Origin of the sequence: Chitinophaga sp. OAE865 (assembly GCF_040546735.1) — a bacterium.
Taxonomy (GTDB): Bacteria; Bacteroidota; Bacteroidia; order Chitinophagales; family Chitinophagaceae; genus Chitinophaga; species Chitinophaga polysaccharea_A.
On record NZ_JBEPOF010000001.1, the window covers coordinates 610,129 to 625,642 of the forward strand.

The 15,514-nt window shown below is 46.2% G+C and carries 14 protein-coding genes; 11 read left to right on the top strand and 3 right to left on the bottom strand.

Going from position 1 to position 15,514, the window contains the following annotated elements:
- Positions 1-56 precede the first annotated feature (56 nt).
- The 11 genes from rlmD (at position 57) to ABIE50_RS02660 (ending at position 12,207) form a co-directional block, all read left to right on the top strand.
- Positions 57-1,517 carry a 23S rRNA (uracil(1939)-C(5))-methyltransferase RlmD gene (rlmD, locus tag ABIE50_RS02610; protein WP_354027850.1) on the top strand — a complete coding sequence of 487 codons (1,461 nt, stop codon included), beginning with the start codon at positions 57-59 and terminating at the stop codon, positions 1,515-1,517.
- A 5-nt stretch (positions 1,518-1,522) separates the two neighbouring features.
- Entirely contained in the window at positions 1,523-2,350 is an 828-nt protein-coding gene (locus tag ABIE50_RS02615) for a rhomboid family intramembrane serine protease (RefSeq protein WP_142684640.1), read from the top strand.
- 47 nt (positions 2,351-2,397) lie between these two features.
- Positions 2,398-3,330, top strand: a complete 933-nt coding sequence (locus tag ABIE50_RS02620) for a rhomboid family intramembrane serine protease (protein WP_209856285.1) — start codon at positions 2,398-2,400, stop codon at positions 3,328-3,330.
- A 118-nt stretch (positions 3,331-3,448) separates the two neighbouring features.
- Complete coding sequence (locus tag ABIE50_RS02625; protein WP_502913902.1) at positions 3,449-4,546, top strand: endonuclease/exonuclease/phosphatase family protein; 1,098 nt, start codon at positions 3,449-3,451, stop codon at positions 4,544-4,546.
- Between the two features lie 28 nt (positions 4,547-4,574).
- Positions 4,575-5,717, top strand: a complete 1,143-nt coding sequence (locus tag ABIE50_RS02630) for an endonuclease/exonuclease/phosphatase family protein (RefSeq protein WP_502913903.1) — start codon at positions 4,575-4,577, stop codon at positions 5,715-5,717.
- Positions 5,718-5,861: 144 nt separating this feature from the next.
- Positions 5,862-7,361: a cysteine--tRNA ligase gene (cysS, locus tag ABIE50_RS02635; protein ID WP_209856276.1), complete on the top strand. Its 1,500-nt coding sequence runs from the start codon at positions 5,862-5,864 to the stop codon at positions 7,359-7,361.
- Between the two features lie 19 nt (positions 7,362-7,380).
- Complete coding sequence (locus ABIE50_RS02640) at positions 7,381-8,373, top strand: M28 family peptidase (protein ID WP_209856273.1); 993 nt, start codon at positions 7,381-7,383, stop codon at positions 8,371-8,373.
- Between the two features lie 65 nt (positions 8,374-8,438).
- Entirely contained in the window at positions 8,439-9,080 is a 642-nt protein-coding gene (locus ABIE50_RS02645) for a DNA-3-methyladenine glycosylase family protein (protein ID WP_209856270.1), read from the top strand.
- 41 nt (positions 9,081-9,121) lie between these two features.
- On the top strand, positions 9,122-9,739 hold the full coding sequence (locus ABIE50_RS02650) for an alpha-ketoglutarate-dependent dioxygenase AlkB family protein (RefSeq protein ID WP_209856267.1): 618 nt from the start codon (positions 9,122-9,124) through the stop codon (positions 9,737-9,739).
- Positions 9,740-9,754: 15 nt separating this feature from the next.
- Positions 9,755-10,654 carry an SIR2 family protein gene (locus tag ABIE50_RS02655; RefSeq protein ID WP_209856264.1) on the top strand — a complete coding sequence of 300 codons (900 nt, stop codon included), beginning with the start codon at positions 9,755-9,757 and terminating at the stop codon, positions 10,652-10,654.
- Between the two features lie 110 nt (positions 10,655-10,764).
- Positions 10,765-12,207 carry an META domain-containing protein gene (locus ABIE50_RS02660; RefSeq protein ID WP_209856261.1) on the top strand — a complete coding sequence of 481 codons (1,443 nt, stop codon included), beginning with the start codon at positions 10,765-10,767 and terminating at the stop codon, positions 12,205-12,207.
- A 120-nt stretch (positions 12,208-12,327) separates the two neighbouring features.
- On the opposite strand, the gene ABIE50_RS02665 is transcribed toward ABIE50_RS02660, so the two are convergent.
- From ABIE50_RS02665 to ABIE50_RS02675, 3 genes are all read right to left on the bottom strand, one after another.
- Positions 12,328-13,092, bottom strand: coding sequence for an AraC family transcriptional regulator (locus ABIE50_RS02665; RefSeq protein WP_209856258.1), 765 nt, complete (start codon positions 13,090-13,092; stop codon positions 12,328-12,330).
- A gap of 121 nt (positions 13,093-13,213) precedes the next feature.
- Complete coding sequence (locus ABIE50_RS02670; RefSeq protein ID WP_209856255.1) at positions 13,214-13,558, bottom strand: IPT/TIG domain-containing protein; 345 nt, start codon at positions 13,556-13,558, stop codon at positions 13,214-13,216.
- 518 nt (positions 13,559-14,076) lie between these two features.
- Positions 14,077-15,507 carry an anion permease gene (locus ABIE50_RS02675; protein WP_209856243.1) on the bottom strand — a complete coding sequence of 477 codons (1,431 nt, stop codon included), beginning with the start codon at positions 15,505-15,507 and terminating at the stop codon, positions 14,077-14,079.
- Between the last annotated feature and the right edge of the window lie 7 nt (positions 15,508-15,514).

Consider the following 15,514-nt stretch of genomic DNA (forward strand, 5'->3'; position numbering starts at 1 on the left):
TAAATGTAAGCGGAAAAAAATAAAAAAGGAAAGCGGTGTGCTGAATGGTAATTCATATGAATTACGAGGCAGGATTCAGCATTTCAATTACCTTTGCAGCCGTGAGGAAAAAAAATGTTGTTTTAGAAAATGTACCGGTTACTGCTTATGCGGCAGAAGGTAAAGCCCTGGCCCGTCACGACGGGAAAGTTGTATTTATTGAAGGCGGGGTAGTTCCCGGCGATGTGGTAGATGTTCGTCTTGGTAAAAACAAAAAAGACTGGGCGGAAGGGAAAGTAGTGCACTTTCACAGCTATTCAGATAAAAGAGTAACTCCTTTCTGCCAGCATTTTGGCATCTGTGGAGGATGTAAATGGCAGATGCTGCCTTATGCGCTTCAACTGGAGTATAAACAACAACAGGTGGCAGATCACCTGCAACGCATCGGGAAGCTGGCGCTACCGCCAATGGATCCTATCCTTGGCAGCGCCCATACCGAATATTACCGCAATAAACTGGAATTTACCTTCAGCAACAAAGCATATCTTACTAACGAAGAGATCAGGGCCAACGATGGTGAAATACCTGTAAGACCCGCACTGGGCTTCCATGTACCCAAACTGTTCGATAAAGTGCTGAATATAGATACCTGCTACCTGATGCAGGAACCGGTAAACCTGATCCGCAATACCATCCGTGAATACGCGGTTTCCCACGACCTCACTTTTTATGATATCCGTGCCCAGCAGGGATGGCTGCGTAACCTGGTAATCCGTTTATGTACTACCGGTGAGATCATGGTAAACCTGGTGATCCGTCATGAAGACAAGCCCAACAGGATTGCGTTGCTGGATCATCTGCTGAAAACGGTTCCGGCTATCACCACAGTGCTGTATACCATAAACCCGAAAGGAAACGACAGTATCTTCGACCTGGAACCGAAAATATATTTTGGTAAGGGATATGCTGAAGAGAAACTGGAAGAATTTGTTTTCAAGATAGGTCCGAAATCCTTTTTCCAGACCAATACCTACCAGGGAGAGGTATTATATAAAGTAACACGGGATTTTGCCGGGTTAACCGGGTCGGAAATCGTATATGACCTATATTGCGGTACCGGCAGCATCGGCATCTTCGTGTCTCGCAACGCCCGCAAAGTGGTGGGTATTGAACTGATCAAAGAAGCAATAGACGATGCAAAGGAAAACGCCGCCCGCAATAATGTGAACAATGCCACCTTTTTTGCAGGCGATGTAGTGGATATTTGTAATGATGAGTTTTTTGCACAGCATGGCCAGCCGGATGTGATCATCACAGATCCCCCACGGGCAGGCATGCACGAAAAACTGGTAAATAAATTGCTGGAAATCGGTGCCCCTAAAATTGTATATGTTAGCTGTAACCCCGCTACACAAGCCAGGGACCTGGCTTTGCTGGATTCACTCTATACAGTGGAAAAGGTACAACCGGTAGACATGTTCCCGCACACCCATCACATCGAAAATGTGGTGTTGTTGAAAAAAAGAGATAATAACTAGCTACAATGAACGAGTACAGGCCCGGAAAATTTCAGTACCTGCCAATGGTGATCAAAAACCTGATGATCATTAATGGTTTGGTCTGGTTAGTGCAGATTACGCTGCTGAGCAAATTTGATTATGATCTGAGTCGTTTGTTTGCCCTCCACTACTGGGGCTCCGAACTATTCAAGCCACATCAGTTTATCACCCACCTGTTCCTGCACGATCCGAAGAACATCACGCATGTGCTCTTCAATATGTTTACCCTGTGGATGTTTGGCGCTACCCTGGAAAATTTATGGGGGCCCAAGCGTTTCCTGATCTTCTACCTGATCTGCGGACTGGGCGCGGCTCTCTGCCACATGGGCGTGCTCACTTATGAAAATGTGAACCTTAACAGGTATGCCGTACAATTCCTGAACGATCCCAGTTTTTCAAATTTTGTGGCACTGGATAATAAATTCGACATCGGCAACCTGGCCAACTTCAATATGGAAAGCCTGAAAGGCGCATTGGCTGCCCATGACCCTGAAGCAATAGAAATGGCCAGGCTGTATGTCAGAAATTATGTGGCCTATTACCGGAACGGTGCTACAGTAGGCGCTTCCGGGGCGGTATACGGTATCCTTTTCGCATTCGGGTACCTGTTCCCCAACCGCTACCTCTATTTCTTCGCTATGATACCTATCAGGGCTAAATTTGTGGTTGGATTTATGATCCTGGGTGAGCTATGGTCCGGTATACAGAATTCTGCAGGCGATAACGTGGCCCATTTCGCCCACCTTGGTGGCGCGCTCTTTGCTTACCTGCTGCTGAGAGGATGGAATAAGAGCAGAACAGATTTTTATTAAGACAACTGTATTATTGACGTATTTTTGTATTGAAAAATATTTGTACCATGCATGCGTTGGAAAAAGAGAAATTGCCCCGCCTCTCTTTAGGAGAAGGAAGAAATATGGTGACACACCTGATGGTCGTTAATCTTACGATTTTCGTTTTCCTTTTTTTCACCCTTGTTATATACCAGATGGAGCAGGTTGGCGAGCCACGGTTCCACCAGGATATTATGACCTGGCTGAGGCTTCCGGCAGATCCCTCTAAATTACTGACCCGTCCGTGGACGCTGGTCACCTCCTTATTTACACACATTAGTTTCTGGCAGATCTTCTCCAATATGGTATGGCTGTGGTGCTTCGGCACTTTCATGCAACACCTGGCAGGCTACCAGCGGATTTTACCCCTCTATCTCTTTGGAGGTATATGCAGTAATCTTGTTTATGTAGCTGCCATGCAGCTGATCCCTTCTTTTCATGCCCTGGCAGCCAATGAGTATGCTCTTGGTGCCGCCGGCAGTATAATGGCTATTGCAGTAGGAGTAACCACCATCGCCCCCCGTTACCGCATATTTCCTTTACTGGCAGGAGGAATTTCACTCTGGATCATTACCCTCGTTTTTGTAATCCTCTCTGTTGGAGCACTGATGGCTTCTTCCAGTTATGGATATACTTATATCCCCGGACTGGCCGGTGGGGCCCTGGCAGGCTGGTTCTTTATGTACCAGTGGAAAAAAGGCACAGACCTGGGCGCAGGTTTCAACAGGCTTACCTTTAAGCTCACGCATGTATTTCACCCTGCATCCCAGCGTATCAACCCGGACGATTTTAAAAAGAAAAACTCCCAGGCAGATGCCGAGCAGCAGCCATACAGGCGCATTGGCAAAGTACCTGAGCAAAAACTGAATGAAATCCTTGATAAGATCAACGAAAACGGGTTAGCCTCCCTTACTGCAGAGGAACGGGATACTTTATTAAGAGCAAGCAAAACAGAATAAAAGTATTACGGATTAGAAAATACTTTCACTGATAAAAGGGAAGATGTTAACGGCAAAGAACCGCTGTCATCTTCCCTTTTTTTTGTACTTTAACCTGGATCGCAATTGCTTGTTCCCTATGCTGAAAATTATTGTACGTAGTGCCTTGCGCTGGAGCAACGTTTGCTTGGTGGCAGCCCTTCTCCTTAGCGTCTTTCTTCCTTATCTCAACCCCGGTAAATGCTGGCCGGCAGGGTTCTCCGGGTTCTTATTTCCTTTGCTTTTCCCACTCTGTTTAATATACACCGGGCTATGGGCCTGGCGCCGGAACCGGAAGTATATGTGGATAAATATAATAGTGATGCTCTGCGCCCTGCCCGCAGCCTTAACTACCTGGGGCGTTCACATCTTCCGGAAAAATATATTACTCCCGCAAACCAATAGCCGGCAGTTTACGCTCATGACCTATAATACCAGCAGTATGGGTTTGGTGAGATATGTAACGGATAAAGACAGGGAAGCTGCGATCTACAATACCATTGCCTCCGGTAGCCCGGACATACTTTGTTTGCAGGAGTTTTACACGAATGATCAACCCGGCAGGGAAGATCATATTCAACGCATCAGGTATGCAGGGAATTACCCGTACCATTATTTCACAGATGATAAAACACACTGGGAAAGCTGGCATTACGGCATTGTGCTGTTTTCCCGCTATCCTGTGATCAAAGCTGCTGCTGTCCGCTGCGGGGAAAGCTCATTTGGAAGCGGCAGTACTTTCCTCCAGGCCGATATTGCGGTAAAAGGAGATACTATCCGGGTATTTTCTGTTCAGCTAACTTCGTATATGTTTAACAGTGAGGATTATAAGAAGATGAAAGCTCCCAAAGGAACCGGCCTTGTGTATAAAATGAGACGCACCTTCCGGGCAAGGTCCGACCAGGCTCTCCAGCTGGCGGCACTGGTTGCCCAAAGTCCTTACCCGGCCATTGTATGCGGCGATTTTAACGATACCCCTGTTTCATTCACCTATAAAACCATCAGCCGCGGGATGCAGGATGCATTCCTGAAAACAAATGCCGGCTGGGGGCGAACACTCTCGTATTTATCACCCTCCCTGCGGATCGATTACATACTGGCACAATCTCCGGTGAACATTCACGGCAGTAAGGTTTTTCACCCCGGGGCATCAGAGCATTTTCCGGTGATGGCCTGTCTTTCATTGAAAAAAAACTAACTTTAGTACTTCAACAAAGTATGACGCGGTGCGCTTTTTAAGACTATTTACGAAAGGATTTTTTCTGATCATCAATTTCGCCGTGGTATTACTTTTCCTGGCAGCCTGTATGGCACCATATATTTCACCGGCGTGGTTCTGGCCCATCAGTTTTATTACGCTGGCGTTCCCCTTCCTGTTGGGTATACTGGTGATATTCCTGGTGGGATGGTTGTTTTTTAATTATCGCTATGCATTATTGTCGCTAATTGCCCTGCTGCTTGGCTGGAAGTCCATCAGTGCTTTTGTAGCCTTTAAGATGCCGGCCGGCAATAAGGCCGTTACAGGGGGCAATACCCTTACTGTAATGAGCTATAATGTAAGCCAGTTTGGGCTATACCGCGAAAAAGACAGCAAATATAACCGGCAGGCTATGTTTGCCATGATCAAAAAACAGGAACTGGATATTGCCTGCTTCCAGGATTTCTATACCTCTGAAAAGAAAAATGATTTTAATAACCGCGAGGATATTTCCCGGGAAATGGAATTGCCTTACCGTTACTTTTCCAGCGATTTTAACCGGGATGGCATGCAGCATTGGGGCTCTATCATTTACTCCCGCTTCCCTATTATTGCATCCGATAAAGTGAAAATGAGCGACGGCCCGAGAAGCGAAAGCCTTATCTATGCCGATATTGTGAAAAACCAGGATACTCTCCGGATCATCAATATGCACCTGGAATCCTATCGCTTCAACGAAAAAGATTACTCTGCCATCCGGAAAATCAAAAACCAGGAAGACACCGGGCTGAAAGCGACCAAAAGCATTATCCAGAAAATGCGCGACGCGTATATCCGCCGCAGTCAGCAAGCCGATATTGTAGGCAATTTTATCCAGCAAAGCCCATATCCTGTGATCGTGTGTGGCGATTTTAACGATACCCCGGCCTCCTACACCTACTTTACCATTAAAGGCGACCTGCAGGACGCTTTTCTGCAAAAAGGTTTCGGAATTGGCCGTACTTTTACAGGGCTTGCACCTACCTTGCGTATTGACTATGTTTTTGTCAGTAACCATTTCAAGGTAAACAGCTTCCGGAAGATAAACTCAGACCTGTCTGACCATTATCCTGTAATTACCAATCTTAGCCTGATCGGTAGCGGAAAAACAGTAGTAGAAGTAAATAAATAACTGTAACCAATTATGAAAATGTATAATATTTTTAGCGCTGACCGATGTTGTTGCCTGCTTATACCAGGAAAACAATTTTTATCTTTGCCATCCATCAATAAAAAATAAGATGTCAGCTATATTGACATCTGTCATTTACAGCATATGTCAGAACTAAGGATATATAATTCATTACACCGTCAGAAAGAAGTATTTACCCCTTTACACCCGGGCCACGTTGGTATGTATGTGTGCGGCCCTACCGTTTCCGGCGAATCACACCTCGGACATGCCCGCCCCTATATCACCTTTGATGTAGTATTCCGCTATTTGCAGCACCTTGGATATAAAGTACGCTACGTACGCAATATTACCGACGCGGGGCACTTTGAAGAAGAAGGCCGCGCTGCAGAAGATAAAATTTCCAAGTTTGCCATACTGGAAAAACTGGAGCCCATGGAACTGGTACAGAAATACACTAACCTGTACCACTGGGCCATGCTGCAGTTTGGCTGTCTTGAGCCAAGCATTGAGCCCACTGCCACCGGGCATATCATTGAGCAGATTGAAATGATCAAAACCATCATGGAAAAAGGCTATGCCTATGAAGTGGATGGCAGCGTATATTTCGATGTAAAAAAATATGCCGCCAGCTTTGATTATGGTATCCTGAGCGGCCGGGTACTGGAGGATATGCTTGAAACCACCAGGGAACTGGAAGGCCAGGACGACAAACATAATAAAGCAGACTTTGCCCTCTGGAAAAAAGCGCCGCCGGAACACATTATGCGCTGGCCAAGCCCCTGGGGCGAGGGTTTTCCCGGATGGCATATTGAGTGCTCTGCCATGAGCGCAAAATACCTGGGCAAACAGTTCGATATTCATGGCGGTGGCATGGACCTCCAGTTCCCGCATCACGAATGTGAAATTGCACAAAGTGAAATTGCGCACGGCGAAATGATGGCCCGTTACTGGATGCACAACAACATGATCACCATCAACGGCCGTAAAATGGGCAAGGCTTATGGCAACACCATTAAGCTCACTGAAATGTTTTCGGGTGAAAATCCGCAACTGGATAAGCCATACAGCCCGATGACCATCCGTTTCTTCGTTTTGCAGACACATTACCGCAGTACCCTTGATTTTTCCAACGAGGCCCTGCAGGCTGCGGAAAAAGGATTGCAACGCTTGTGGGCAGCCTATGAAACATTACAGAAGCTCAACTATACCGGCGGCAACGGCCAGGGCATTAATAAAGAACTGGATAAACAGGTGCGTCAATGGTGCCTTGAATGCCCTGAGTTTATGAACGACGATTTCAATACGGCAAAAGTATTGGCCAACCTGTTTGAGCTTACACCGGTGATCAATTCACTGAAAGGCGGACAGATAAAAATGCATGAAATAAGCGAAGATACTTTCCTGCTGCTGCAACAAACCTGGAAAACCTATCTCGTAGATATTCTCGGTATCCAACAGGAAGCCATTGCAGGGGAAGACAATAAGCTGGATGGTGTATTACGGATGCTCATTGAAATGAGAAAAGAAGCCAAGAGCCGCAAGGACTATGCAACTTCAGATAAAATCCGTAACGAATTATTATCTGTAGGCATTCAGCTGAAAGATGAAAAAGACGGTACCGTTTCTTATAGTCTTCAATAAAATAAATATCCGGAAGATAATGCGTAAAGCTCTTATTGCGCTGACGGCGCTGGCCTTACTGGCCGGCGCCTGCCAGCAGAACAGTCAGACAACCGATAACACCAGCGACAGTACAGGCGCCAGCAAAGTGGCAAAAGTAACCGTACCGGCACCCGCTTTCCAGGCAGATTCCGCATATGCATACACCGCCAGGCAGGTGAGCTTCGGACCCAGGATCCCTAACACCCCTGCACAGGAAAAATGCGCCAGCTGGCTGATCAGCAATTTCCGTAACTGGGCAGATACCGTATATGTACAGCGTACCGCTGTTACGGGGCCTAAAAATGAAAAACTGCCCTGTATTAATATCATCGCCAGTTTCAATCCCGCTGCCAAACAGCGCGTTTTACTACTGGCCCACTGGGATACCCGCCCCTGGGCAGATGAAGACGCCTTTGATAAAACAAAGAAACTGGATGGTGCGGATGACGGCGCCAGCGGTGTGGCGGTACTGATGGAAGCTGCCCGGCAGTTTCATAAACAAAAACCGGAAGCCGGAGTAGATATCCTGCTGGTGGATGTGGAAGATTACGGTGCTAAAAATGATGAAAACTCATTTTGCCTGGGCACCCAGTACTGGGCTAAAAATCCGCATATTCCCGGTTATAAAGCCAACTACGGCATACTCCTGGATATGGTAGGCGGACGGGGCTCCCAATTCTATATGGAAGGCTCTTCCAAACAATATGCAGGCGCTCAAATGAAAATGTTTTGGGATGTAGCCAACCAGCTCGGCTATTCAGACCTGTTCCGTTATGAGAACAACGGCGCCTTTATCACAGATGATCATATCGCGGTAAACACCATCGCCAATATTCCTACTTTCGATATCATTGCGTTACAGGCAAACAACGACTTTGCTCCTCACTGGCATACCCAGAACGATAATATGGATGTGATTGACCGGAAAACACTACAGGCAGTAGGACAAACACTGTTGCAGGTGATTTATACCCAGCCGTTCAGCTACTGATATACGCCGTAAAAGCCGGGGTAATGGAATGATGTGACGTGTTAACTTTTATAAAAAGATAGTTTATGCCCAGGTCAAAAAGTACCCCGGACGTTGCTCCGTCGCATTATGTGACACATCTCAGCAAGGATAAAAAACTACAGAAAATAATCAACGGCCCGTTAACGGAACTGACTATACGAAAAAATATTTGCCTGAAGCTGATCGGCTCTATTATGAGCCAGCAGCTCTCCACCAAAGTGGCAGATGTGATTTACGCCCGGTTCCTGGCCCTCTATGGCGGCAAAGAGCCAACTGCCCGGCAGATACTGGACACTCCACCACTGACACTCCGCGGCATTGGTTTATCCAATGCAAAGGTGACCTATGTACATAACGTGGCGGCGTTTGTGATTGCCGAAAAAATAACCGATAGCAAACTGAAAAAAATGGGCAACGAAGAAGTGATTGCCTACCTTACTCAAATCAAAGGCGTTGGCCGCTGGACAGTGGAGATGCTGCTGATGTTCTACCTGGGTCGCGAAGATGTATTTGCAATGGACGACTGGGGCCTGCAACAGGCAATAGTGAAACTGTACAAACTGGACCGTGAAGACAAGAAAGCGTTCCGCAATAAACTGGTCAGTATCTCTGAAAAATGGTCGCCCTACCGAACCCATGCCTGCCGCTATTTATGGGCCTGGAAAGATAATACGCCGGATAAATAACATTACATATACAGTGCGTAGCACGATGGTAAATTTGTGTTATGAATGTGCAGGGAAGTTTTTTTAATGAAGAGGATGCCACAAAGATTTCATTATTGAATGGAGAGCTGGCTTACTATCCGCAGTTTTTTAACGGGCAGGAAAGCAGTCATTTTATGCAGATTCTCCTGGAAACCATCAACTGGAAACAGGAATCCATGAAAATGTACGGTAAAGAAGTATTATTCCCCCGTTTGATGGCCTGGTATGGAGATGCAGCCACGTCCTACAGTTTTTCCGGGAATGTTTTTCAACCTGAGCCCTGGACAGCCGGTTTGCTGCAGATACGCGACCGCATTACTCCCATCAGCGGCCAGGTATTCAACAGCGTGTTACTGAACCTCTACCGTAACGGCAACGACTCTATGGGCTGGCATGCAGACGATGAACCTGAACTGGGCCGCCACCCGGTAATTGCTTCGGTAAATTTTGGCGCTGCCCGTCGCTTCCAGCTGCGTTATAAAAGTGAGCATCAACGAAAGCATGAACTATTGCTGCAACATGGCTCCCTCCTAGTTATGAAAGGACCGCTGCAGGAATACTGGGAGCACCAGGTCCCGAAAACCACTAAAGTATCAGACGGAAGAATTAACCTCACCTTCCGGTTTATCCACCCCTAAAAGATAGCATGTACTATGAAAAACCTCGTATTATTAATCGGAAATGACATTAACAACATTTCCCGCGGCCAGAGCTGGAAAGACCTGCTGCAGGATATCATCACCTTCTGCCATGCAGGCGACTGCGTGGAACTGGACGATAAAAAACCATTCCCTCTCCTGTATGAAGAAATCTTTCTCACCGCCAGTAAAAATCACCGGATAAGAGAAAAAGACCTCAAATCATTTATCGCCATTAAAGCAGCAGAAATAAAGGCCAACCCGCTGCACGCGGCTATCCGTGAGCTTAAACCCTCACATATCCTGACTACCAACTACGAATTTACACTGGAAGGACAGATACCACTGGAAAACACCAGCATCATCAAAGAAAAGTTCTATAGTATTTTCAGGAGATATGAAGTAGGCAATATCCATTACTGGCATATTCATGGCGATTGCCTCAACCCGATGAGCATTAACCTTGGTTTTGAGCACTATGGCGGACAGTTACAGCTGATGCGCAACTACGTGGTAAGCGGTACCGTGTACTCCTCCAAAGAAGTACCCAAGCCCTCCCTGCTCCGTCGTATTCATTCCAGAGAGGTATACTTCCACTCCTGGATCGACCTCTTCTTTACGGAAGATATACACATCTTCGGGCTCTCGCTCGATTTTGTTGAAACAGACCTCTGGTGGCTGCTGACTTACAGGGCAAGACAAAAATTTCATCATAAAAATGTGCCGGTGCCTAACCAGATCTTCTATTATATCCCCGAAGAATATGTTGCAGCATCCAAGTTTAAGCTGGACCTGCTCATTGCAAATGATGTAACCATTGTGAGCCTTCCGGGGAAAGATAAACTGGCTTATTACGAATCAATTATCAAACAGATAGGAAAATCACACCCAAAAGCCCACGTAGGCAGCAGGTAACACCCGCCCATAAAGGCGAACTGGCAGCGTTTTTGCAAAATGTGGATCATTCCTTCAAAAGAGACAACCTCATGACTCCTTTTGTTGTTAATCATTAAAATCTATATTTTATGTTATTCTCGTTAGCAATCACCCTCGCCACCACCTTTATGGCCCCGGTACAAAACAAACAACAACAGGTCAAAACACAGGTCATCTATGTAAAAGAATCCAGGGAACCCTGTACCGGTGTGGCTCCTATGGAGTGTTTGCAGATAAAAGGAGTAAATGATACAGAGTGGTCAAATTTATATACCAACATCAGCGGTTTTAAATATACACCCGGTTACCGGTACAAACTCCGCGTAAGAATTACGCAAATAAAGAACCCGCCGGCCGATGGGTCCTCCCTGAAATATACCCTGACCAAAGTGCTGGAAAAAAAGAAGATCGCAAACGCAGGACTATCTGCCGCTACAGGAAAGAAATGGGTATTGGTGAGAATGGATAACGAAGCTGTTACCGACGGTGCTATCTGGATGGAATTTGATCCTGCACAAAAACGTATTCACGGCAAAAGCGGCTGCAATAATATGATGGGCGCCTATACCATATCCGGCAATAATATCACTTTTTCCAAAACCGCCGGCACCCTGATGGCTTGCCCGGACCGCGACATGATGCGTCGCGAAACCACTTTCATGAAACAACTGGGCGACCAAACCTTCCAATACACAGTATCCGGGCAAACTGTAAGCCTTCTGCAAAACGGAAATGCAATACTGCAATTCCGTCTGGAAGAAAAAAACGGCAATGCCTCTGGTAATACCAGCAATAATAACTGGGCCTCTGTTAGCAATAAAAAATGGACGCTGAAAATGATCAATGAAGGGGTGATCAGCAACTCCGGTATCTGGCTGCAGTTCGATGCCGCTAAAAAACGCTTCAGCGGCAAAGGTGGTTGTAATAACATTTCCGGTAGCTATACCATCGCTGGTAATAAGATCACCTTCTCCCAGGCAATGAGCACCCGCATGATGTGCGGAGATGCCGATGTAATGCACCGTGAATCCGATTTCCTGAAACAGCTCGGCGGGCATACTTTTACCTATGTTGTAAATGGTGAAACCATCGACCTCCAGGAAAACGGCAAACCGGTGATGCAGTTCACCCTTGAAAATAACGGCAACGAAGCACAGAGCGCCGCTTCAAATGATAAACAGTGGGCTTTCATCGCCAGCAAAAAATGGAATGTTATTAAACTGAACGATGCAACATTGGATAACTCCGGCATCTGGCTGGAATTTGACACCAGTAAAAAACGCTTCCACGGCAAGGGCGGATGCAACAGTATTTCCGGCGGATACAGTGCCACCGGCGATGAAATTAAATTCACAAAAGGCATCAGCACCCGAATGGCTTGTATTGATGCTGATGTAATGCGCCGCGAAACTGAATTCCTGAAACTAATCAGCGATCATTCCTTCCGGTATGATGTAGCGGAACAAACACTCAACCTTTACAAAGACGGGAAAATTGTAGTCATGTTTGGCATGCAGGATAAAACATTATAACCATAAAAAAGCAGGAAGGATAAACCTACCTGCTTTTTTTATTTGATATTCTACGGCTGGGAATAAATCAAATGGTTATCAACACTATCTCTTCTGTCATCTCTCATCCACTCCCGTAAATTACCGTTGCATAAAACCCGTTGGGCTCTCTCCTGCAAAGGTTTTGAATTCACGCGTAAGATGGGCATGATCATAAAAACCATTATCTAATGCAAGCGATAATAAATGAGGGTTCGGCAGCGTTTCCAGTTGCTGCTTCAGGCTTATGAATCTTACAATGCGGCTGAATGTTTTAGGAGACACCCCTGTTACCCGCAAAAAATGTCTTTCAAAATTACGGGGGCTCATATATGCCTGTGCCGCCAGTACATTGATGGCAATATCTCCCTTCGTTTGCTTTATCAAAGCAATACTGTTTTGTATTTTACCGGAGACGATACTCACTGCAGGTAGCCGCTGCAAAAGAAACGATTCCAGGCATTTCACTTTTGCAGCTATTCCTGCAGCCTTTAGCAGCAATGGTTCCAGGGTTACATGCCATCCCGAAGCAACATCGCACAGGGGAGCCTGGGCATCCGTAATTAACTGCAAAGGCATACCGGTGAATGCGCTCATCCCACCCGGTTTAAAACGGACTCCTAACAAATACGTACCGGCATTAAGCGCTGTATCCTGGAAAGTAGTCATGGTTCCTACAACAAAAGCATTGCCCGGTAATATTCTCATCTCCCCATCAGCTGTTATAACATCTTCACTGATATTAAAAATAATATCCGCACAGGTATCCGGCAATATACGCTGCTGCGCAAATTGCGTACCGCCAGCTGTCCAGTAGGCGTCTACATATGAAGTCAACAGCGGATGTGGCCGGAACTCTTTATACATAGCATGTAAATTAAAATATTCTTGCGAATTACGGTTCTATACACAGCTCCGCCAATGGAAGAAGATCTTCGCATTACTACCTGTATATAAAACCATAACCCGCAAGCTTAATTCATCACACTTATTTCGCTGCTACCAGCTTGGAATGATAAGCAAACAACATGGCGTTGGATACATTATTTCCTACTGCAACAACCACCGGCACAGTGCCGGCTTTTTGCGCAGGAACCTGTACCAGCAGGGAATTGGCGTCTGCACGCAAGATCTGCGCAGATACGTTACCAAAATTCACTTTGTTGAGGCGCTTATCTTCACTAAATCCATGTCCTTTAATCAGGACAATATTTCCTGCATATCCTTCTACAGTTACTACTTCAGCGGTATTTTCTGTGGGATTAGGGGAACAAGCCGTCATGGCTGTAATTAACAGCATAAAAGCTGTCACAAACAATTTAAACTGTGTCATCTTGATTTTTCTTTTTGGGGGGTCACAACCCTGTTACAAATAATTCACCGGGGTTAACACTATTGCAATTGCAACTCTCATCGGCAACAGTATATATTCGGTATACAAACGGACGCAAAGCTACAATCATTCCTTCAATAAAAAAAACAAACACCTAAAAAAAATCTTCCGCGACCTAAATGAATACATAATTAATTTCTTCAGTACCTGTGCTTTGTTATACTCTGTACTGAAATCTGTTGCTGTCATTCTGCCTCGCATGTTTCATATCACTGCAGTGTCCAAATGCTTCTGTATCCACCAGGTTCACCATATTTCCTACGCGCGCTTGCGCTTTAATTGTTGGAAGTATAGCCGTGCGCGATATTTTCGCACTGGTAAATAAGGTGGCACCGGAATTTTACACGGCCATACGTGCGCCAAGCCGGTACATGCAGCTACATCAAAGCTGTCCCCAATTCGGGAACCAATTAGAATGCATCCGGTTTTTCCGGGATAAGATCTGTTGTTCCATCTGTTTACCAGATACCTAATACTTTCCACCATACGCCGCCAATACCTATCCAGATAAGGATAAGTACGATGCTCAGTACGAACCCGCATTTCCACCAGTCTTTCAGATCTACATAAGTACTTCCGAAAAATACCGGCGCAGGTCCGTGACCGTAATGAGTTAGTGTGCCGAAGATGCCTCCGCAATACCCCAGCGCCAATGCGAGCAATGTGCCGGGAATACCAACAGAAATACCCACGCCTAAAAACGCAGAATACATTGCAGCAACATGCGCCGTTGCACTGGCAAAAATATAGTGGCTATAAAAATATACCAGCACTATGATCGGGAAGGCCACCGTCCATTTCATGCCGCCTACTTTCTGTTTAATCAGGTCGCTGAACCAAGGGATAAAGCCAAGACTGTTCAGGAAGCTTGCCATCATTACCAGCGCGGAAAACCATACAATGGTGTCCCAGGCACCTTTCTCAGACTTCACATCATCCCAGGTAAGCACCCGTGAAATCAGCAGGAACACCAGCCCTATCAAAGCGGTGGTGGTAGCATCTATTCCAAAAAGATCTCCTGTTATCCACAATCCCAGCAAGATTACAAATGCCAGCAACATCAGCCATTCATTGATATGCACCGGTCCCATCTCCTTCAGTTTTTCGGATGCTATCGCAGGCGCATCTCCAGTAGATTTCAAATCGGGAGGATAGATCTTATAAAGTATCCATGGCACCACAATAATGGAAATCACAGCCGGCACTACAGCTGCGGTGAACCACGACATCCAGCTGATATCAATCCCAAGGTTCTTTGCAAATTTCTGGCACATGGGATTGCTTGCCGTACCTGTTAAAAAAAGGGAAGACGTGATAAGGTTCATATTGTAGCTGTTCAAAGTAAGATATCCGCCCAGCTTACGGTGCGTGGCAGGATCCTCCGGTACGGAACCAAAGTTGATAGCCATGGATTTCATGATCGGGTAAATAATGCCTCCTCCCCTCGCAGTATTACTTGGCACCGCCGGCGCCAGTACCAGGTCGGCTAACCCCAACCCGTAAGCCAGCCCCAGTGAGCTACGTCCAAAAACCCGGATAAACAGGTAAGCAATACGTTTTCCCAATCCGGTTTTAATAAATCCACGTGCTATAAAAAACGAGATCCCGATCAGCCAGATAACTTTGTCGCCAAAACTGCTAAGCGCCAGGGTAATGGATTTTGCCGGGTCGCCCGGCGCCAGTACCCCCGTAACCGCCACCAGTGTAATAGCCAGTACCGACATGGTGCCCATGCTTGCCGCCTTCATGATAATGCCTACAATAGTGGCCAGGAAAATGGCCAGAAGATGCCAGGCTTCCGGCTTCACCCCTGCCGGCGCCGGGATAAACCAGATCAACAAACCTGCTGCGAGCGTAATTAACAGCTGTGGATACTTGATTTCTTTCATACAAACT

Coding starts and splice junctions, on each gene's coding strand:
- ABIE50_RS02645 (WP_209856270.1), top strand. CDS start 8,439: ATGCCCAGGTCAAAAAGTACCCCGGACGTTGCTCCGTCGCATTATGTG.
- rlmD (WP_354027850.1), top strand. CDS start 57: ATGAATTACGAGGCAGGATTCAGCATTTCAATTACCTTTGCAGCCGTG.
- ABIE50_RS02620 (WP_209856285.1), top strand. CDS start 2,398: ATGCATGCGTTGGAAAAAGAGAAATTGCCCCGCCTCTCTTTAGGAGAA.
- ABIE50_RS02625 (WP_502913902.1), top strand. CDS start 3,449: ATGCTGAAAATTATTGTACGTAGTGCCTTGCGCTGGAGCAACGTTTGC.
- ABIE50_RS02665 (WP_209856258.1), bottom strand. CDS start 13,092: ATGTATAAAGAGTTCCGGCCACATCCGCTGTTGACTTCATATGTAGAC.
- ABIE50_RS02675 (WP_209856243.1), bottom strand. CDS start 15,507: ATGAAAGAAATCAAGTATCCACAGCTGTTAATTACGCTCGCAGCAGGT.
- ABIE50_RS02660 (WP_209856261.1), top strand. CDS start 10,765: ATGTTATTCTCGTTAGCAATCACCCTCGCCACCACCTTTATGGCCCCG.
- ABIE50_RS02650 (WP_209856267.1), top strand. CDS start 9,122: ATGAATGTGCAGGGAAGTTTTTTTAATGAAGAGGATGCCACAAAGATT.
- cysS (WP_209856276.1), top strand. CDS start 5,862: ATGTCAGAACTAAGGATATATAATTCATTACACCGTCAGAAAGAAGTA.
- ABIE50_RS02655 (WP_209856264.1), top strand. CDS start 9,755: ATGAAAAACCTCGTATTATTAATCGGAAATGACATTAACAACATTTCC.
- ABIE50_RS02615 (WP_142684640.1), top strand. CDS start 1,523: ATGAACGAGTACAGGCCCGGAAAATTTCAGTACCTGCCAATGGTGATC.
- ABIE50_RS02640 (WP_209856273.1), top strand. CDS start 7,381: ATGCGTAAAGCTCTTATTGCGCTGACGGCGCTGGCCTTACTGGCCGGC.
- ABIE50_RS02670 (WP_209856255.1), bottom strand. CDS start 13,558: ATGACACAGTTTAAATTGTTTGTGACAGCTTTTATGCTGTTAATTACA.